A 19,302-nucleotide genomic window follows, 5' to 3' on the forward strand; every position below is an offset into this window, starting at 1 on the left:
GCCTAACTAAGTGAATCAAAGCGGTGTCGACAATTATGTTGGCACCGTTTTGATTGAATTAAATTACTAATATAAAAAAAGCGTCCCTTCAATGCCCATCTCTGATACTGTTATGTTGTTTAGGGAAGCTTAAAACACTAAAAAATAACTATTGGTATTGACAAAATGATATTATACGATGTATAGTATGTGTATGTTATACGATGTATAGTATCGGAGGAGAGAACAAAATGAATTTTCAAATGGGAGCAGCCTTGCTCGATTATTGTGTGCTCGGTGTATTGGCGCGTGAAGATGCCTATGGTTATGCCTTAACCGTCGAAGTGAAAAAGGTGATGACAATCAGCGAATCGACCTTGTATCCAGTGTTGCGTCGCTTGAAAAAAGAAGCGTTTGTTACAACCTATGATGAAGCTTTTCAAGGGCGTAACCGACGCTACTACCAAATTACAGCGACAGGCCTACAGCGAAAAACAGAGTTGGCAGCAGAATGGACCGAGTTTATTAAGAAAATTGAGATGGTCGTCGAAGGAGAGAAAAAAAATGAATAAAGCAACCTTTCTACAAGTATTACAAAAACAAATTAAAAAGTTACCGATGGACGAGCAAGCCGATATTATGGCTTATTACCAAGAAATAATTGCTGATGGCTTATTGGAAGACGATGAGGTAACCGTCATTGCACGATTGGGTCATCCGAAGAAAGTCGCGCGCGAAGTGACGGCTACCTTTGCAATGAAAGAATTGAGTGCGTCAGAGGGAACGGTTAAAGATCGACCTCGAAAATTATGGTGGGTGCTGATGGGTATCGCCTCTAGTCCGATTATTTTACCATTAGCAGTATCTGTGATCGCTGTATTTATTGCCATAGTAGCAGTTGTGTTCGCAGTCCTCATCAGTTATGTAAGTGTCTTCGTTAGTTTTATTATTAGTGGCATCGGTTCACTTTTGTTAGGGGGTTTAGTGATTGCTCAAGATGGAGTGACTGCAGCCTTCTTAATCGGATGTGGTCTGTCCTTAATCGGTGGTGGTTGTTTATTGGCACAGCCGTTTAAAAAATTATGGATCGTGTGTTTCAAACTAATTGCTAATATGATTCAAGCAACCTATTTAAAATTCAATCGCAAACGAGGGAGTAACCAATGAAGAAAAGAACAATGATTTATAGTGCGTTGGTAGTAGTCGGTCTTATTATAGCAGGCATCAGTTTTTCAAGTGGTACAATCAGTGCCATTGCATGGCATAACCATCGCTTCGAAACGGTTGATTATGTGAAAGAAACGAAAAAAGTAACAGGTATTCATAATGTGAACATTGCTGTGAAATCGGCGGATGTCGTACTAGAGACAGGTGTGGAAGCTAAGGCGGAATGGACCGCTGATAAAAATCATCCGATAAAGGTCGATGTGAGCAATGGGACACTAAATGTGACAGCTGAAAAAGGAGATGCCATGATATTTGGTATCATCGAGACAACACCGACCATAAAGATTACATTACCGAAAGAAAAGCTTGAAACCGTCAATATTATGAATACATATGGCGATGTGAGTGTGACAGACATTAAAGCAAAAGTAAGTGTTATTCAGGTGAAAAGTGGCGACCTCGACATAGCAGCAGTTAAACTAACGGATGACTTAACAATCACACAAACGTATGGCGATATTCAAATCGATAATAGCTCGGCCAAACAACTGCGTATTACGAGTGAATCCGGTGATATTGATAGCACAAAGAATGCATTTAACGAGGCGCAAATTTCGAGCCGCTATGGTGATGTCACCTTTAAAGAAAGTGACTTAACGGCATTAACACTCGAAGCCAGTAGTGGCGATATTAAGGTGTTAAACAGTGTTCTAGCAGGTGTAAGTCACATTTCGAATCAGTACGGCGACATTAAAATTAGCACGAAAAATGCAGTTGGTTTAACGATTGATACGGCTTATGGTGATGTAAAAGTCAACGGTAAAAATTACAATGGTTCCTATCAAAAAACGACAACAAAGAATAATCAATTAACCATTGAAAATAAGTCAGGAGATGTAAAAGTTGACACAAACTAAAGCGCGTTGGTGTTTCATCATTGGTGTCGTCTTAATTATTATTACTAGTCTGATCGATACACAATCAAAAAGTAGCAACCTTTAATGGGTTGCTACTTTTTGACGTTAAGTTAAGAGGATAAATGTTCCCAGTCAATCATCAGTTGTTCGAGTGCTGCTTGGGCATCGAGTAATTGTTGATGGTATTTTTGGGTTTGTGTAACATCACCAAAGATGGCTGGATCAGCTAAGCGGTGTTCCAATGTGTCAATTAAGGTTTCTGTTTCGGAAATTTCACGTTCAACAGCTTCAACGGCCCGCTGTTGTTTACGTGCTTGTTGTACAGCAGCTTTTTCTTCGGCATAGCTTAATTTACGGTCATTGACAACAGTGCTGAGTGTTTCTGGTGTTTTTTCAGCAGCTAATAAAGCGGCCCGCTCTGTTTGGATTGCTAGTTTTTCGACGTAATAATCGTAGTCTCCTAAATACGTCACCGCACCATCGGCTGATAGTTCAATCACTTTATTCGCAATCCGGTTGATAAAATAGCGGTCATGGGAAACGAATAAGAGTGTACCTTCGTAATCAATTAGGGCATTTTCTAACACTTCTTTACTATCAATATCAAGATGGTTGGTCGGTTCATCTAAGATTAAAAAGTTGGCCTGTTGTAACGTGAGCTTAGAGAGGGCGAGGCGGGCTTTTTCACCGCCGCTTAACATGTTGACTGCTTTTTTTACGTCATCGCCTGTAAACAAGAATGAACCTAATAACGTTCGGATGATTTTTTCATCGAGACTAGGATAGGCAGACCAAAGTTCTTCTAAGACCGTTTGGCGACTATTTAAGTTGGATAACTCCTGATCATAATAGCCGATTTCAGTGTTTGCACCGAAAGTAAAAGTACCACTCAAGGCGGGCAGTTGTTTGATTAACGTTTTGAGCAAGGTTGATTTACCAACACCATTTGGTCCAACGAGGGCAATCGCGTCCGTTCGCTTAATATCGATGTTTAAATGCTGAGCTAACGGAGCATCGTAGCCAATGCCTAAATCGGTTGTTAAAAGGGCATCTTTACCACTCGGTTTATTGATCTTAAAACTAAAATGAGCGGCCTTTTCATCGCCAAGTGGTTTATCGATGCGGTCAATTTTTTCAAGTTGTTTTCGTCGTGCTTGGGCGCGTTTTGTCGTTGAGGCACGTACAATATTACGTTGCACGAAATCTTCCAGTTTGGCAATTTGCCCCTGTTGTTTATCAAATTGTTTCCATTCTTTTTCGAGATCAGCGGCATATTGGGTCAAATAATGTGAATAGTTACCAACATAGTGTTTCGAATGGGTACGGCTAATGCTATACACTTGATTGACAACGCGGTCGAGAAAATAGCGGTCATGAGAAACAATTAAGAGCGCGCCTCGGTAGTTCGCCAAATAGTTTTCTAACCAAGTTAATGTTTCAATATCGAGATGGTTAGTAGGTTCATCTAAAATTAAAATATCATTGTTGGATAATAGTAATTTAGCAAGGGCTAACCGTGTTTTTTGGCCACCCGATAAACTTGTAATGACTTGTTGGTAGCGTTCTTCATAAAAACGGAAACCGTGTAGAATCGAACGGATATCCGATTCGTATTGATAGCCGCCTTTTTCTTTGAACTCATGTTGGAGATGATCATATTGGGCAGATACTTGTTGATAGCGTTCCTCATTTTCATAAACATTGGGTTGAGCGAGTTGTTCTTCTAAGGTACGAATGCGTTGTTCCATTACTTTTAACGGTTCAAAGACACTGAGCATCTCATCCCAAATCGTACGAGTCGATTCGAGGCCAGTATTTTGAGCGAGATAGCCAATCGTTACGTCTTTTGGTTTGCTTATTTGTCCCTCATCATAAGAGAGCTGATTAGCAATTATTTTTAATAAAGTTGATTTACCAGCCCCGTTTTTACCGACGAGAGCAATTCGGTCATTGGTTTTGATTTCTAATTGAATATTTTCGAGTATGGCTTCGGCGCCAAATCGTTTCGTTAATTGATTTACTTGGAGTAAAATCATCTGTCGTCACATCCTTCACCTCTTAATTTTAACCGATATCCGACCAAAAAGGAATGTATCGAGAAGGAATGATTGAAATTATCCGTAACTAGCTATATTTGATTAAAAAAGCTACAATAGATGTAGTGAATGGTAAGAAAAGGAAGTGATGACGTGTTTCATAAATATCCAAACATGCCAAAAGCAACAGCTAAGCGCTTGTCGATCTATCATCAGTACGTTAAAATGTTGGCTGATAATGAGGTAGAACGTATATCGTCAACTGAAATGAGTCACGATTTAAAAATTGAGGCTGCGACATTAAGAAGAGATTTATCTCATATCGGCTCTCTCGGAAAGCAAGGATATGGTTATCACGTACAGTCATTAGTGATTGTGCTAAATAATTTGTTTATGACAAATCGGAGTCATTTAATCGCAGTAATTGGTGTCAGTCAACGTGGTCGTCGTTTTTTTAATCACCGCAGTTTGACCGAGAAAAACATGACAATTAGTTGCGCTTTTACTGAGACAGAGCACGCAGTTGGTACAATTCATGAAGGTGTACCGATATACTCAATCACGGATTTTACGGAAGTGATGTTGGAAAAAAACATTAGCACACTCGTCTTAGATTGTAGCGAACAAGAATGGCATACGATTGAAAAGCAGGTAGGTACGACAGCCGTGACGACAATTTTAAATCTCAGCGTGATGACACCACAGATTCCTTCATCGATTGTTATGAGATCATTCGATGTCGTCTCAGAGTTACAGACGTTATTTGCGTTTGAAGATCGTCTCCATGAAAATAAAGAAGCACAGGCTGATTAAGGGCCTATGCTTCTTTTTTATGCCTGTTGTTTGGCGATATTTAAATTAACTTCATCAAATGAGCTTTTGGCATAAGCGGCTACTAACTGTTCGGCATAGCGTTTGTTTGGATATAAGAAACGTTGGTAGGCCTCGAGTAAACTAGCGTGATAAACGGCGGGTAGATTGGCCCATTCTAAGTAAACAAACAAGGCATCGAAAATCGACTTGATTTTATGTTCAAGCGGTTGACTTAGTTCGAATAAAGCAGCGGAATTGGCAAGTTCTGCTGCTGTGCGTTGTTCAGCAACGTCGTAACTTTGATCGACGAGTGAACTACACCACCTAATGTAAAGGTGCATGACATAGAGGTCGCTCGGATTGATTCCTTCTGGATAGAGCGGGTTTAAATCAGGCATGCGCAGTTCAATGCGATTAATCACAGCATACTCAGCCTTGAATGAATCCATTGACGTCCCCTTAGCCCGCACCAATTCATAAAGCTCACGTGAGCCTTCGATGATTCCGCTAGCAATCACGGCTTTCAAAGAAGCGAGATAATTGGCGGTGGATGTGTAATCCAACGGAATCATTGTCAAATTATGATAGCCTTCTTCACCGAGGCGAGCTGATCGATAGGTCACCTTATTAATAGTTGCAGGACTTGCTGCCACAACAAAGTTAAGAAAGAAGCGGTATTTTAAAGTTTGTGCCATCAGTCGGATGTAAAAATCATTGATTGTTGTTTGTGGAAACAATGAACGCAACTGGCTGTCGTCGTATGAAAAGTTAAAATGAATCCCCGAATAGAGTTGTTTGTATCGTCCGTATTTGGTCGAAAGATACTCACGATAGAGTGTTTTTTCATAAGCGGCATCAGCACGTGTACCGAATTGTGCAAGCGGAATCGTCTCTTCAGCTGGCAATGCGGTTGGAGGCACGCTTTGCATCCATAAAAATTCCTGCGATAATGCCTGTTTGACAGTGGTTGAAATACGGGCCAATTCAGGTAAAAGTTGTTCGATGGAATCAACAACAGGTGAAATGATTTCAAGTTGGCTTTCTGAAAAATCAGTGGTGACCTCAGGATTGGTACGTTTATCACCCAATGCATTTGGATGAGGTGTTAAGGCGAGCTCACCGTTTGGTGTGACGCGTAAATTTTCACGTTCAATGCCAAATTTCCCAGTCATAATTTGTTTGATCTGTTCAAGTTCTGAAGGTTGAAACATCATAGTGAACCTCTCATTTCTATTGGTTTGAAAAAAGTATTAGCGCAAGTGCGTTAATAACAATGATGTGTAAGGGATAATAGAGGTAAAAAAACCACTTCCAATTTTTACCTCGTTGTCCGTTATACATTAAGAGTAACGGCAGGGCAAATAAGGAATACAGTTGTAATACACTCAGATGGTCAATCGTTAAGCTGAGGCCTGTGACGATGATGGTATAACCAATTAGCAGCGAAGGTTTCACTTTAAAGAGATAAAAACCAAGGATGAGTAGTAGGCCATACATGCCGTAATCAAAGGGTAAAAACCAAGCGACGAATAGCAACAAAGCGACACTTAAATGATTTCGATAGGATAGCAACTGTAAGGCGATTAGTCCTAATGCTAACGTTAGAAAAATATTAAAAGTGTGTTCTCCCATTAAATAGAGAGGCAGTTGCATTAAGAGGCCAGCCCCAGCAATTGTAAGAAAGTATTTTTGACGGTTACGCGTATGATAAAAGCCTTCGACCAAGAGAAAGGCGAATAACGGAAAAGCGAGTCGACCAATGATGCGCCATTCAGGTCCTAAAAAGAAAAAGACGCCGAGGTGATCGCAGGTCATCGATAGGAGTGCAATCATCTTTAAGGTGAAACCATCCAATCGTTTTGGCAAGGGGCCCTCATTCCTGGCTCAGTGAATTAATCAATAATTGTCACTTCGCCGTTTAATTTAAACGGTTCTTTTTCATTGATATGATCATAAAACATGACGCCGTTAATATGATCGATTTCATGTTGGACACACATAGCAGGGTAACCTTTGAAACGCAATTTAATCGGTTTTGAGTTGATATCAAAGGCTTGCACAGTCACACGCATGTGACGTACGACATAGCCTTCAACGTCACGGTCAACCGATAAACAGCCTTCGCCACCAGCAAGGCAAGCATCTTCAACAGAATGACTGACTATTTTTGGGTTGTAAAGCACATGACTAATCAAACGTTCGCGGTCATCTAAGAGATACATTGCAATAATACGTTTTTCAATCGCTAATTGTGGGGCAGCGATACCGATACCAGCACGCAATTCGTATTTTTCAGCGATTTCTTCGTCTTGACTATTTTTTAAGAATGTTAGCATGTCGTTACCAATTGCAATATCTTCTTTTGATAGTGGTAAAGTAACTTCAGCGGCTTTTACGCGTAAAGCGGGATGACCTTCGCGAACAATATCTTTCATTGTAATCATAATAGTTACACCTCTTAATTAAATTTTGTTCTTATTTTAGACACATTTTCTTGCCGAATAGTTAACTAATAGCAGAGGATTATGTAATTCTAAAAATAAGAATCATATCATTAACATATTAGCAGAAAAAGAACGAAAAGAACAAGATATTGTTTGGGAGGATTCTTTTGATAGCACACGGTTGATAGGCGTAACACTTTAGTGTGTGCATAAAATGTGCAAACTAACCACATACCTCTAATGATATATCATTAAAAAGATAAAGGCATACTGTACTATAATAGCTGGTTATTATTATATAACAGAGAGACTTTATCTGGTTACAAGAGGTTTTGTGTTGAAAACGCTTTATCGCAAGCCGGTCATAAGAATTTATCTCTTTTTAACCACCTGAATATTTGACCAATTTAACGGTCTTTGTTATATTAGTCATGGGAGCTGTATAATAGCACATTGAAATTATTTAAATGTTGCCGTATAGGTAAATAGAATAATTGATGTATTTTATGCAGTATCAACTTATTTGGTAGGAAATACCTAAAAAGGAGTGTTATGAAATGGCAACTAAGCAAAAACAACTTATCGTTGATGTGAAAAAACAATTTGCAGCAATCGCTAAACAATTTGAACCAATTCAAGTCTTGAATGAAAAAGGGGAAGTCGTAAATCCTCAATACATGCCTGATTTATCAGATGAAAAAATGGTGGAATTGATGGAACGCATGGTTTGGACGCGTGTGTTAGATCAACGTTCAACTGCCTTAAACAAACAAGGTCGTCTTGGTTTCTATGCGCCAACTGCTGGTCAAGAAGCTTCTCAATTAGGTACACAATTTGCGTTAGAACAAGAAGATTTCATCTTACCGGGCTACCGTGATATTCCGCAAATCATCATGCACGGTTTACCACTTGCGAAAGCTTTCTTATTCTCACGTGGACATTTTGCAGGAAATCAATATCCAAAAGATTTAAACATTATCTCACCACAAATTATCATCGGAGCACAGTATGTTCAAACAGCTGGTGTGGCGCTTGGTATTCAAAAACGTGGCGAAAAAAGTGTTGCAATCACATACACAGGTGATGGTGGTTCATCACAAGGTGACTTCTATGAAGGTATCAACTTTGCAAGTGCGTTTAAATCACCTGCAATTTTTGTTATCCAAAACAACGGTTTCGCTATCTCAGTTCCACGTGAATTGCAAACAGCGGCACCGACACTTGCTCAAAAAGCAGTTGCAGCCGGCGTACCTGGGGTAGTTGTTGATGGAATGGATCCATTAGCAGTCTATGCAGTTACTCGCGAAGCACGTGATCGCGCTGTTAATGGTGAAGGCCCAACTGTCATTGAAACATTAACTTACCGTTTCGGACCACATACTTTAGCTGGTGATGATCCGACGCGTTACCGTACAAAAGAAATGGATGAAGCATGGGCACTTAAAGATCCACTCGTGCGCTACCGTCTTTTCTTAGAATCAAAAAACCTTTGGTCAGCAGAGCAAGAAGAAGCTGTCATTGAACGCGCTAAAGAAGAAATCAAAGCTGCCCTTAAAGAAGCAGATGCGATTCCAAAACAAAAAGTAACAGACTTACTTAACAACATGTTTGAAACGCCTACTCAAAATGTAGCCGAACAAATTGCATACTACACTGAAAAGGAGTCGAAATAACATGGCACAAATGACAATGATCCAAGCCATCACAGATGCGCTTGCAACAGAATTACGTAACGATGAAAATGTCCTCGTTTTTGGTGAAGATGTTGGTAACAACGGTGGTGTATTCCGCGCAACTGAAAACTTACAAAAAGAATTTGGTGTTGACCGTGTCTTCGATACACCACTTGCAGAATCAGCTATTGGTGGTTTAGCAAACGGTTTATCTTATAAAGGTTTCCGTCCAGTTGCCGAAATCCAATTCTTCGGATTTGTCTTCGAAGTATTTGACCAAGTAGCGGGTCAAGTGGCGCGTACACGTTACCGTTCAGGTAATACACGTAACATGCCAGTTGTATTCCGTGCACCATTTGGTGGTGGTGTACATACACCAGAAATGCACGCTGATTCATTAGAAGGTTTAATGGCACAAACGCCAGGTCTTAAGGTTGTTATTCCATCAACGCCTTACGATGCAAAAGGCTTGTTAATTTCAGCAATTCGTGACAACGATCCGGTTGTTTTCTTAGAGCACATGAAATTATACCGTTCATTCCGTGAAGATGTACCTGAAGGCGAATACACAATTCCATTAGGTAAAGCAAACATTCGTCGCGAAGGAACTGACATTACGTTAATCGCATACGGTGCGATGGTACAAGAATCACTTAAAGCGGCAGATGAACTTGAAAAAGAGGGCATTTCAGCTGAGGTAATCGATTTACGTACAGTTAGCCCAATCGATACAGATACCCTTGTTGCTTCTATTGAAAAAACGAACCACGTGGTTGTTATTCAAGAAGCGCAAAAACAAGCGGGTGTGGCAGCTCACGTTATTGCTGAAATCAATGACCGTGCCATCCTTAGCTTAGATGCACCTGTTGGTCGTGTAACAGCAGCGGATTCAGTATTCCCATTTGCACAAGCAGAAACAGCTTGGTTACCAAACAAAACAGATATTTACAACAAAGCAAAAGAAATTCTTTCTTTCTAAATTAAAGCTGTATTAACAAATATATTAGGCTGAACGATAAGTTGTGTCAGTCTCGAGTAGCTTCGCATCTGTGAAGCTACTTACTACTATGATGTAAGGGGATGAATAAACGTGTCATTTAAATTTAAAATGCCAGATATTGGTGAAGGTATTCACGAAGGCGAAATCGTAAAATGGTTTGTAAAAGCAGGCGATACAATTGAAGAGGATGCACCATTATTAGAAATCCAAAACGATAAAAGTGTCGAAGAAATTCCAAGTCCTGTTACAGGAACGGTTTTAGAAGTTCACGTAACTGAAGGAACAGTTTCAATCGTTGGTGATTTATTAATTACCATCGATGCACCAGGTCATGATAATGACCAAGAAGAAGAGGCATCAGCGCCAGTAGAAGCGCCAGTAACTCCTGCAGCACCAGTTAAAGCTGCAGCAGCACCTGTAGCAGCGGCACCAGCTGTTGCAACTGCAGAAGTGGCACGCGAAAACGATCGTGTTATTGCAATGCCATCTGTTCGTAAATTTGCTCGTGATAACAACGTTGCGATTTCAAGCGTTGCAGGCACAGGCAAAGCTGGCCGTGTTTTAAAAGAAAACGTTGAGGCATTCTTAAATGGAGACGCGTCTGCAGTAGCTGAAACAGCTCCAGTGGCAGAGTCAACAACGGCAGCAACACCAAAAGAAGCGCCAGTACCACTTGCAGTCGGTGAACGTGAAACACGTGAAAAAATGTCTGGTATTCGTAAAGCAATTGCTAAAGCAATGGTTAACTCGAAACATACAGCACCTCACGTAACGTTAATGGACGAAATTGATGTTGCTAAATTAGTAACACACCGTAAACGTTTCAAAGAAGTTGCGGCTGAACAAAACATTAAATTAACTTACTTACCATATGTGGTTAAGGCGTTAACAAGTGCGATTAAAAAATTCCCAGTGTTGAATGCGTCAATTGATGATGCAACAGACGAAATTGTTTACAAACACTATGCGAACATCGGTATTGCGGCTGATACAGACCGTGGTTTATTAGTACCGGTTGTCAAAGATGCTGACACTAAATCTGTTTTTGCAATCTCTGCTGAAATTAATGAATTGGCTGTTAAAGCACGCGACGGTAAATTAGCGGCAACTGAAATGAGTGGCGGTTCAATTACTATTTCAAACATCGGTTCTGCTGGTGGACAATGGTTCACACCTGTTATTAACCATCCTGAAGTTGCGATTTTAGGAATTGGTCGTATTGCTGACAAAGCAATCGTTGTTAATGGCGAAGTTGTTGTTGCACCGGTTATCGCGTTATCATTAAGCTTTGATCACCGTATTATTGATGGGGCAACAGCTCAAAATGCAATGAATCATATTAAACGATTACTGGCTGATCCAGAATTGTTATTAATGGAGGGATAGACAATGGTAGTAGGCGATTTTCCAATTGATGCAGAAACAATCGTTATCGGTGGTGGACCTGGGGGATATGTAGCAGCAATCCGTGCCGCACAACTTGGTCAAAAAGTAACATTGATTGAAAAAGAAAACCTTGGTGGGACATGCTTAAACGTTGGCTGTATCCCTTCAAAAGCATTGATCACAATCGGTCACCGCTACCAAGAAGCGCAACACTCAGATGTGATGGGTGTATTAGCTGAAGATGTAAAATTAGACTTCACTAAAGCACAAGAATGGAAGGGCGGCGTTGTTAATAAATTAACAGCAGGTGTTGCTGGTCTTCTCAAAAAAAATAAAGTAACTGTTGTTGCCGGTGAAGCTTATGTTGGTGAAGAAAGCACGATTCGTGTCATGCACGAAAACGGTGCTGAAACATACACATACAAAAATCTGATCATCGCAACAGGATCAACGCCAATTGAAATTAAAGGCTTTAAATACTCTAAACGTGTACTTAACTCTACGTCAGCGTTAGCGTTACCTGAAGTACCGAAAAAATTAGTCATCATTGGTGGTGGCTATATCGGAACTGAGTTAGGTAGTGCCTTTGCGAACTTAGGAACTGAAATTGTTATCTTAGAAGGTGGCGCTGAAATTTTACCGCAATACCCGAAAGATATGGTTCAACCGGTTAAGCGTAAAATGAAAGACAAGGGCGCAACAATTATTACTAACGCTTTAGCACAAGGTGTTGAAGAGTCAGATACAGGCGTTGTTGTCTCATATAAAGCGAACGATAAAGAGGAAACTGTGGAAGCAGATTACGTCATGGTAACGGTTGGTCGTTCACCAAACACTGCTGAAATCGGTTTAGAACAAGCGGGTGTTAAATTAACAGAGCGCGGTTTAATTGAAGTTGATAAACAAGGACGTACAAGCGTTCCTAACATTTACGCAATCGGTGATATTGTTGCCGGTGCACCACTTGCTCACAAAGCATCTTACGAAGGTAAGGTAGCTGCAGAAGCAATTGCTGGTGAGTCTTCAGAAGTTGACTACATCGTAATGCCTGCTATCGTCTTCTCTGATCCAGAGATCGCGCAAGTTGGTTTATCTGAAAAAGAAGCAAAAGACGCTGGTTATGACGTAAAAGCATCTAAGTTCCCACTTGGTGGTAACGGTCGTGCCTTATCATTAAACGCACCTGAAGGCTTTGTCAGACTTGTTACACGTAAATCTGACAACTTGGTCATTGGTGGTCAAGTTGTTGGTGTAAACGCAAGTGATGTTGTATCTGAGATTGGTTTAGCAATCGAAGCAGGAATGAATGCTGAAGATATCGCTTTAACAATTCACGCGCATCCGTCATTAAGTGAAACAGTGATGGAAGCTGCTGAGTTAGCGCTCGGTATGCCGATTCACATGTAAGTTAGTACGAGCAGTTGGTCACACTCAATGTGGCCAACTGTTTTTTTGATTTACATAAGACAATGGTCTGTGTAGGTGGATAGTGTTTGCAAATAGAAAAAGAAACCGATATGACAATCGGTTTCTTTTTCTATTTTTCAGATAATTGAAGGATAGCAACTAACTTGGCAGAGTGGTTATCAATAGCAAAGGGTGATGAGCTATCGTATGTTGATTGTTCATCGTTTTTGGATGACAGCTCCATTCCTTGAAAATAGAGCGGTTAATTTTTTTTATCATAGGCTTTTTTTGTATCATTTGTAAAGAAACCATCTATTTTCACTTGCGTTCCATAATTTAATTGGTCATAGGAATCCAAATTATAAGTCATCGCTAATCTACCTGTATCGTGAATTAGTTTAACAGCTGTGGGAGTCAAATAGTTGCTGCTTATGGTAATGATTTGAATATGTTCAGGTACATTAACTAGAGCTTCTTGCAGTTTGTTACTTTTAGCTTCATCTAAGATAAGCATCTGCGGAATCTTTTTTGATTTTTCGTACATGAAATTGAGACTGTCGATTGAATAGGATTGTAAAATAACATTCTTTTCTAAACGATGTTTTTCTATCAGCGCAATTAACTCACGTTCCATTGTATGAAAAGAGTTTGTTTGATTGAACTTTGTTTCAATTACATAGTTGATAGCGTTGGAGTATCTTTCGAAAACGTCATTTAAAAGATGTAGTTGTTCACCATTTGTAAAACGGTAGTTTGATAGTTGAAGGTAGTTTGAATCGCTGATATTACGATTGACGCCTAAAATTCTCATTAGGTTATCATCATGTGAAACAACAAGCTTATTATCTTTGCTTAAAATCAAATCTTGTTCGATAAAGTAAGTGCCCTTGACAATAGCGTCATCATACCCAGCGAAACTATGTTCTGGAAATGTAAGTGGACTGCCTCTGTGTGAAATGATTAGCGGATTAGTGCTGTCATAGTTACTTAGTTTGACTTGTGTACAAGCCGTTAAAAAAAATGCCATAAAAAAAACAAATAGAATTGCTTTTACTTTAGCCAACAAAAAAACCTCCATCTAAGAACAATTATATGCTGAACCGAGCGACAAATGTTGTATAGTATAAAAACTTCATCCTTATTTTAGCGGAAGGATATATTCTGTTTTTAGCTGTTATTAGTTTATCATAATGTGTCAAATACCAAGAACAAGTTATAATAAAAAAACCGTACTGCGACAAGCGCAGTACGGTTTTTTTAGTTATTTTTGATCAAATAAGTGTTTCACCTTATCCACCAAATTTTCATCTTTAGAACTGTGAATTAAGGTTTTTGCTTTGGCAGCATAATCACCTAAGCTATCTTTATGCTCGGCATAAAAACCCTTGGCATGATCTAACTTGCCCTCTTGCACTAACGTCTTAATTTTTGCAAACAAATCCTCTTTTGCCATTCACACATCCCCATTCTGTTTTGTATCTATTAACTATTACCCCGAAAAATAAAAGTTAAAACATTAATTTGGAGTAGTGGTGATTTTCGCGTTCAATTTGATGCTTGGGAATAAGTATTTATCAAAGAAGACGATGAACCAACCCATAAAGAAAAACGACACGAGCGTTGCAACATTTACCGCATACAGATTGCCACTCAGCCACCAAAAAATAAGCGAGCCGATTAATGGAATCGATAAACTTGTAACCTGAGCTTTAACGACATTACCGCGGAAGACTTGTAAACGAAAGACTTGTAAGAGCTCATCGACAGGATGAAGCACGACATTGAGGCGTAAGTATATTGAAACACCAGCGGCAATAAAAACAATGCCAAACACATTCAGTAGTAAGCGGATTAGGTAGGCGTCAATTGTTATATCCGGAATGAGGTAATACCAAAAATCGACTAGATAACTAAACGATAATAAAAAGAGCAGGTTGAAAAATGAGCGCTTAAGTGAAGCCTGTTTGTAGGCGAAATAGTTAATGATAAGTGCAGTGACACCAACTATCGTCAACGTTACGCTAATGGGAACGTCGAAGAAAAAAGCAGCATTCGTAGATAAACCAGTCCATGGTGCACTCCCTAAGTTAATTTTAATCGTGAGGGCATTACCAAAGGCATTTAAATTTAGTGAGATGAACAAATATAACAGTATTTTTTTCATGAAGTCCTCCTAAGTAGGTGGTGCCAGATCTATTGAGAAACTAAAATGAGAGCACTATTATAGTGTACCCCTTTTTTTATCTTAAAAATAGCTTATAATATAAAAGAGATAAGTGTGTGCAGACGCACGACGTTTAATCAAAGGGAGCGATACAATGAATACTTATAGTTATCCGATCGATGTGGCTTGGTCAACAGCAGAAACAATTGCAGTGATTGAGTTCTTGCAAAAAATTGAATTGGCCTATGAAAAAGGGTTGCCTGTAACAGAGCTTGAACTGGCGTATAAAGCGTTTAAGATGGTCATAAAAAGTATTGGTGAAGAGAAAAAAATTGGCGCTGAGTTCGAAAAAGAAAGTGGCTACTCAATCTATAAAACGATTAAAGAAATGAAAGAAACACCCCGTTCAATCGTTAAAATGTAATCTTAAAAGAGGTGAAGGCATGCAATTGAAATGCAACGGTGTTAGTTTATATTACAAAAAAAGTGGTAGTGGTCCGCCACTACTATTACTACACGGCAATGGTGAAACACACGAACTATTCGCTGAAATCACTACTAAACTAAGCCGTCATCGGACTGTCTACGCGATTGATAGTCGTAACCATGGTCAAAGCACCAAAAATGTAGCAACAAGCTATCAAGCAATGTGTGATGACGTCGCCGCCTTTATTGCAGTATTACAGTTAGAAGACGTAACCATTCTTGGGTTTAGTGATGGGGCGATCATTGGTTTGTTGCTCGGATTAGCGCAACAGCCTCAACTGAAACAATTACTGTTACTCGGTCTTAATTTAACGCCGGCGGATTTTAAACCGGCAGTACGGGCGCTGCTGCAACTCGAGTATCGCCAGACCAACGACCCATTAATTCAATTAATGTTAGAAGAACCGCAGATTGAGTTGGAGCAACTGACGACAATGACAATTCCGACTTTAATTGTTGCCGGTGAAAATGATGTTTGTGAACCCGTATTTTTTGAGCAAGTCACGGCCGTCTTGCCTAACGCGCAGTTACTCGTCTTACCTGGTGAAACGCATAGTAGTTATATCGAGCATACCGACCGTTTGTATCCCAACTTGCTACCTTACCTTCGATAAAAAAGCCCCAACTGAGTATCTCAGTTGGGGCTTGAGACTGAATAGAAAGGCTGTTCTAGGTCGTTACGACTTGCTCGCTCGGGATTACGTACCATCAGTACGCGCACCGTCACTCGCTCGTCGTGCCTACTAGAACGAAAGTGAAATCAGCTCGTTCAACTTTGAAGATATTGGAATGGAAAAGAATAGCGACTATTTACCGTCGCTACTTTTCCATGAAATATCATAGAAGTTAGCTGATTAAACGAGAGGATAGAACAGCCTTTCTATTCAGTCTTATCATCTTATAAACAAAGTCACTGTAATAGCATTCGAAAGAAAATGAAGTCTCTTTAGACTTTGTCTACAATCTGAAGCCCCAACTGAGTATCTCAGTTGGGGCTTGTCTAGTTAAAAGAATTTTTTTCGTGAAAAAAAGATGGCTGTGACAATTGCAATCAAAACAGCGAAGCCGATGGCGATAATCCAACCGTATTCATTATCCATGAATGGGAGTTTGACATTCATGCCATAAAAACTAAAGACCATTGTTGGAAAGGAAAGAATGATTGTGACCGTCGTCAAAAATTTCATCACGATGTTCATGTTATTCCCAATGATAGAGGCATAGGCATCCATCATCCCACTTAAAATATTACTATGTATTTCTGCCATTTCAAGACCTTGGCGGTTTTCAATAATAACATCTTCAAGCAAGTCTTGGTCTTCTTCGTACATTCGAATCATATTTTGACGGAACATTTTATCTAAGACAACCTTGTTTGTTTTAAGTGAGGTTACAAAGTAAACCAAACTTTTTTCGATACCCATCAAGTCATACAGCTGTTTGTTTTTCATTGACCGGTGTAATTCTTTTTCAATCCGATCAGAATGACGATTAAGTCGTTTTAACAAACGCAGATAACTGGTTGAGATTAAATATAAGATTTGCAAGGCAAACCGTGTTTTCATATTAGTATAAAAATTACGTACCTTTTGGTGGATGAACGATTGTAAAATCGGTGAATTTTCTGAACAAACAGTGATGAAAACTTTATTCGTAATAATAATCCCCAAGGGCATTGTTTCAAACGAAATTGAACTGACATCATCATCCGTATTTTCAATCGGGAAATCGGCAATGATAAGGACGTTATCATCCTCACGTTCAATCCGTGAACTTTCATCGTTATCGAGGGGATCGCGGATAAATTCAACCGGCACGTTCGTGTGTTCAACAATGTGGTTGATTTCTTCCGTCGTTGGATTAATCAAATTGACCCAACAGTGATTTTCAATCTCATCGAGTTCAATTAATTTGCCGGTATTCATATCGGTTTTGAAGATTTGTAGCATGTTAATAACCTCCTCATTTTTACGTACTATTATTGGGAAGGCAGAACCAGAAACGACTTAGTTCAAGAGCCTGCTAAAGCTAGTTGGACAATTCCTATTCCAATCCTGCTGCTCAGACAGGGGATCTGGTTCTTTCGGCGTGCTTGCATTTTTCATAGTGACAGGCTCCTTTCAAAAGAGATTCAACCTTATAAGTATAGCTAACAAATCAAGATATATCAACGTGCAATCATTGAAAGCGCTTAGATAGACATCGATAATTTATAAAGCGGGAGCATGGCTGTAAAGGTTGCTTCGATTTCTTTTTCAAGCGCCACAGGGTCAGCGAGGAGTGGGTTGTCTTTTAAAAGTACTTTTCCGACTAAAAATTCACCCTTTTTAACGGTTTTAAAACGCGTCAAAGTGGCAGCCAAATTAGCCTCTGTTAGTGGTAAATAACGATTCTCAGTATGGTCTGGTGAAATAACAAAGTCAGCAGGTAAAGCAGCGAAGAGCTCATTATTTTCTAAAAAGGCATCAGAAATAGCGGTGCGGTTTTCTGTTTCATAAATATATGAAAGGTAGAGGAAAATATAATCCTTCCAAATGCCGACTTGAAAATGCGGGTGTTTTTTATAGCCGCGCTTACTGTGACAAATCCCTAACCAAGTACTATCTGGTGGGTTAACTGAACGGCGTAAGTGTTTAGCGACATGGAGGTACATTTCATTTCCGAGCGAGACACTTAAAAAGTCGGTTAAAGAGCCACCGAGTTCATAAAATTTGGGTTGGATGGTTTCACGTAAAAAATGCATCCGTCCTTCGAGCGTGGGTGAAGTCATCTGTGTAAAATCATCGCTTAAAAAGCCGTTAAATGTCATTGTTGTTCCTCCTTATATAAAGCTTTCTGTCCTTTCTATTATAGCTGATTTGGCAAAAAATGATAGCACGGTCCGTCCTAAAAGTGTTATCGCAAGTGTTTTAGTTTAATCACAATGTGATATGTTTCGCAAATCGCGTTTATGGTAAAATAAAAAGGAGGAGGTGACACGATGATTGAACAACTTGAAATCGATCGTTCCGTGCGCCAATGGCTTAATGAAGCCGCCGATTTAATTCAAACAGAACTTAAAATGGCACGTTATCAGGTGTCACAAAAAACCGGTCCGACTGACTTGGTAACGACTGTTGATCAACAAATTGAAGTTTTTTTTGCGGACAAGCTAGCGACATTTTATCCGACCCATCAGTTGGTGGCAGAAGAAGACCCAACCCATAAGCACCAAACATTTAGCGGTGTGACTTGGATTCTTGATCCCATTGATGGGACATTAAATTTTATCCAACAACAGGCTGATTATGCCATTTCACTGGCTATTTTTGAGGATGGTGTCGGCCAACTGGCGTATATATTTGATGTTGAGCGTCGAACGTTGTATAGTTGTAAGGTTGGTGAAGGTGTATTTGTTGATGGTGTTCAGGTCGAACGACGACGACCCAATCCTTCGTTAGCAGAGAGCACCTTAATTATGAATTTTGGTATTATTGCTGCTAACTATCTTGGTTTGGCCACAGCAGGGGCTCAAGCACGAAGTGTTCGTCTCTACGGTGTGGCATCACTCGAAATGGCCGCAGTTATTACGGGCCGAGCGGATGCCTATCTATCACGACACTTGATGCCTTGGGATATTGCTGCCGGGTTTATCATGGCCAATGAACTGGGCTTGAAAATCAGTCGGATTGACGGCACTGAAATAAATGTGTTAAAGTCAGGTTCACTGTTGATTGCCTCTGAACAAGTGCATGAGACACTTTTACATGATTTTATTATGAAAAATTAAAAAAACATATTAGTCAAATGACTTAACTTGTGCTATAATTTTTAATTGTGTAAAAAGATTT

20 protein-coding genes are annotated in these 19,302 nt (G+C 39.7%); 11 read left to right on the forward strand and 9 right to left on the reverse strand.

Annotated elements, in window-relative coordinates:
* Window positions 1-230 precede the first annotated feature (230 nt).
* From ACJYYY_RS03660 to ACJYYY_RS03670, 3 genes are read left to right on the forward strand one after another with little or no spacing between them, the layout of a single operon-like run.
* The gene (locus tag ACJYYY_RS03660) at window positions 231-551 is read left to right on the forward strand and encodes a PadR family transcriptional regulator (protein WP_408869117.1); all 321 of its coding nucleotides are present in this window, start codon (window positions 231-233) and stop codon (window positions 549-551) included.
* Window positions 544-1,146 carry a DUF1700 domain-containing protein gene (locus ACJYYY_RS03665; protein WP_035313394.1) on the forward strand — a complete coding sequence of 201 codons (603 nt, stop codon included), beginning with the start codon at window positions 544-546 and terminating at the stop codon, window positions 1,144-1,146. Before ACJYYY_RS03660 ends, ACJYYY_RS03665 begins: the two co-directional genes overlap by 8 nt.
* Complete coding sequence (locus ACJYYY_RS03670) at window positions 1,143-2,063, forward strand: DUF4097 family beta strand repeat-containing protein (RefSeq protein WP_035313393.1); 921 nt, start codon at window positions 1,143-1,145, stop codon at window positions 2,061-2,063. Before ACJYYY_RS03665 ends, ACJYYY_RS03670 begins: the two co-directional genes overlap by 4 nt.
* Window positions 2,064-2,173: 110 nt before the next feature.
* Here ACJYYY_RS03670 and ACJYYY_RS03675 read toward each other — a convergent pair whose 3' ends face one another.
* Window positions 2,174-4,099 (reverse strand): ABC-F family ATP-binding cassette domain-containing protein, encoded by a 1,926-nt coding sequence (locus tag ACJYYY_RS03675; RefSeq protein WP_408869118.1) that lies wholly within the window; start codon window positions 4,097-4,099, stop codon window positions 2,174-2,176.
* A gap of 174 nt (window positions 4,100-4,273) precedes the next feature.
* Here ACJYYY_RS03675 and ACJYYY_RS03680 point away from each other — a divergent pair, with 174 nt between their 5' ends.
* Window positions 4,274-4,912, forward strand: coding sequence for a redox-sensing transcriptional repressor Rex (locus ACJYYY_RS03680; RefSeq protein WP_408869119.1), 639 nt, complete (start codon window positions 4,274-4,276; stop codon window positions 4,910-4,912).
* Between the two features lie 17 nt (window positions 4,913-4,929).
* Here the strand turns inward: ACJYYY_RS03680 and ACJYYY_RS03685 are convergent, their stop codons facing one another.
* From ACJYYY_RS03685 to def, 3 genes are read right to left on the reverse strand one after another with little or no spacing between them, the layout of a single operon-like run.
* A complete protein-coding gene (locus ACJYYY_RS03685) occupies window positions 4,930-6,126 on the reverse strand; it encodes a hypothetical protein (RefSeq protein ID WP_051456822.1) in 1,197 nt (398 codons plus the stop codon).
* Window positions 6,127-6,142: 16 nt separating this feature from the next.
* Entirely contained in the window at window positions 6,143-6,778 is a 636-nt protein-coding gene (locus ACJYYY_RS03690) for a TraX family protein (protein ID WP_035313391.1), read from the reverse strand.
* 26 nt (window positions 6,779-6,804) lie between these two features.
* Window positions 6,805-7,356: a peptide deformylase gene (gene def, locus ACJYYY_RS03695; RefSeq protein WP_035313390.1), complete on the reverse strand. Its 552-nt coding sequence runs from the start codon at window positions 7,354-7,356 to the stop codon at window positions 6,805-6,807.
* A gap of 557 nt (window positions 7,357-7,913) precedes the next feature.
* On the opposite strand from def, the gene pdhA reads away from it, so the two are divergent.
* The 4 genes from pdhA (at window position 7,914) to lpdA (ending at window position 12,822) form a co-directional block, all read left to right on the forward strand.
* A complete protein-coding gene (gene pdhA, locus ACJYYY_RS03700) occupies window positions 7,914-9,029 on the forward strand; it encodes a pyruvate dehydrogenase (acetyl-transferring) E1 component subunit alpha (RefSeq protein WP_035313388.1) in 1,116 nt (371 codons plus the stop codon).
* A gap of 1 nt (window position 9,030) precedes the next feature.
* Window positions 9,031-10,008, forward strand: coding sequence for an alpha-ketoacid dehydrogenase subunit beta (locus ACJYYY_RS03705; RefSeq protein WP_035313387.1), 978 nt, complete (start codon window positions 9,031-9,033; stop codon window positions 10,006-10,008).
* A gap of 111 nt (window positions 10,009-10,119) precedes the next feature.
* On the forward strand, window positions 10,120-11,415 hold the full coding sequence (locus tag ACJYYY_RS03710) for a dihydrolipoamide acetyltransferase family protein (protein ID WP_035313385.1): 1,296 nt from the start codon (window positions 10,120-10,122) through the stop codon (window positions 11,413-11,415).
* A gap of 3 nt (window positions 11,416-11,418) precedes the next feature.
* A complete protein-coding gene (gene lpdA / locus ACJYYY_RS03715; protein WP_035313384.1) occupies window positions 11,419-12,822 on the forward strand; it encodes a dihydrolipoyl dehydrogenase in 1,404 nt (467 codons plus the stop codon).
* A 262-nt stretch (window positions 12,823-13,084) separates the two neighbouring features.
* Here the strand turns inward: lpdA and ACJYYY_RS03720 are convergent, their stop codons facing one another.
* The 3 genes from ACJYYY_RS03720 to ACJYYY_RS03730 form a co-directional block, all read right to left on the reverse strand.
* Window positions 13,085-13,885 (reverse strand): glycerophosphodiester phosphodiesterase, encoded by an 801-nt coding sequence (locus tag ACJYYY_RS03720; protein ID WP_408869120.1) that lies wholly within the window; start codon window positions 13,883-13,885, stop codon window positions 13,085-13,087.
* A 198-nt stretch (window positions 13,886-14,083) separates the two neighbouring features.
* Window positions 14,084-14,275, reverse strand: coding sequence for a hypothetical protein (locus ACJYYY_RS03725; RefSeq protein WP_035313382.1), 192 nt, complete (start codon window positions 14,273-14,275; stop codon window positions 14,084-14,086).
* A gap of 63 nt (window positions 14,276-14,338) precedes the next feature.
* On the reverse strand, window positions 14,339-14,986 hold the full coding sequence (locus tag ACJYYY_RS03730; RefSeq protein ID WP_408869121.1) for a YczE/YyaS/YitT family protein: 648 nt from the start codon (window positions 14,984-14,986) through the stop codon (window positions 14,339-14,341).
* A 154-nt stretch (window positions 14,987-15,140) separates the two neighbouring features.
* Between ACJYYY_RS03730 and ACJYYY_RS03735 the strand changes: the two genes are divergently transcribed.
* A complete protein-coding gene (locus tag ACJYYY_RS03735) occupies window positions 15,141-15,410 on the forward strand; it encodes a UPF0223 family protein (RefSeq protein WP_408869122.1) in 270 nt (89 codons plus the stop codon).
* Window positions 15,411-15,429: 19 nt separating this feature from the next.
* Window positions 15,430-16,086: an alpha/beta fold hydrolase gene (locus ACJYYY_RS03740; protein WP_408869123.1), complete on the forward strand. Its 657-nt coding sequence runs from the start codon at window positions 15,430-15,432 to the stop codon at window positions 16,084-16,086.
* A 390-nt stretch (window positions 16,087-16,476) separates the two neighbouring features.
* On the opposite strand, the gene ACJYYY_RS03745 is transcribed toward ACJYYY_RS03740, so the two are convergent.
* Window positions 16,477-17,421 carry a magnesium transporter CorA family protein gene (locus ACJYYY_RS03745; protein ID WP_035313376.1) on the reverse strand — a complete coding sequence of 315 codons (945 nt, stop codon included), beginning with the start codon at window positions 17,419-17,421 and terminating at the stop codon, window positions 16,477-16,479.
* Window positions 17,422-17,663: 242 nt separating this feature from the next.
* Window positions 17,664-18,281 carry a YktB family protein gene (locus tag ACJYYY_RS03750; protein ID WP_035313374.1) on the reverse strand — a complete coding sequence of 206 codons (618 nt, stop codon included), beginning with the start codon at window positions 18,279-18,281 and terminating at the stop codon, window positions 17,664-17,666.
* Window positions 18,282-18,452: 171 nt separating this feature from the next.
* Between ACJYYY_RS03750 and ACJYYY_RS03755 the strand changes: the two genes are divergently transcribed.
* On the forward strand, window positions 18,453-19,241 hold the full coding sequence (locus tag ACJYYY_RS03755) for an inositol monophosphatase family protein (RefSeq protein WP_051456820.1): 789 nt from the start codon (window positions 18,453-18,455) through the stop codon (window positions 19,239-19,241).
* Window positions 19,242-19,302: the final 61 nt, after the last annotated feature.

Origin of the sequence: Brochothrix campestris (genome assembly GCF_046058945.1) — a bacterium.
GTDB lineage: Bacteria > Bacillota > Bacilli > Lactobacillales > Listeriaceae > Brochothrix > Brochothrix campestris.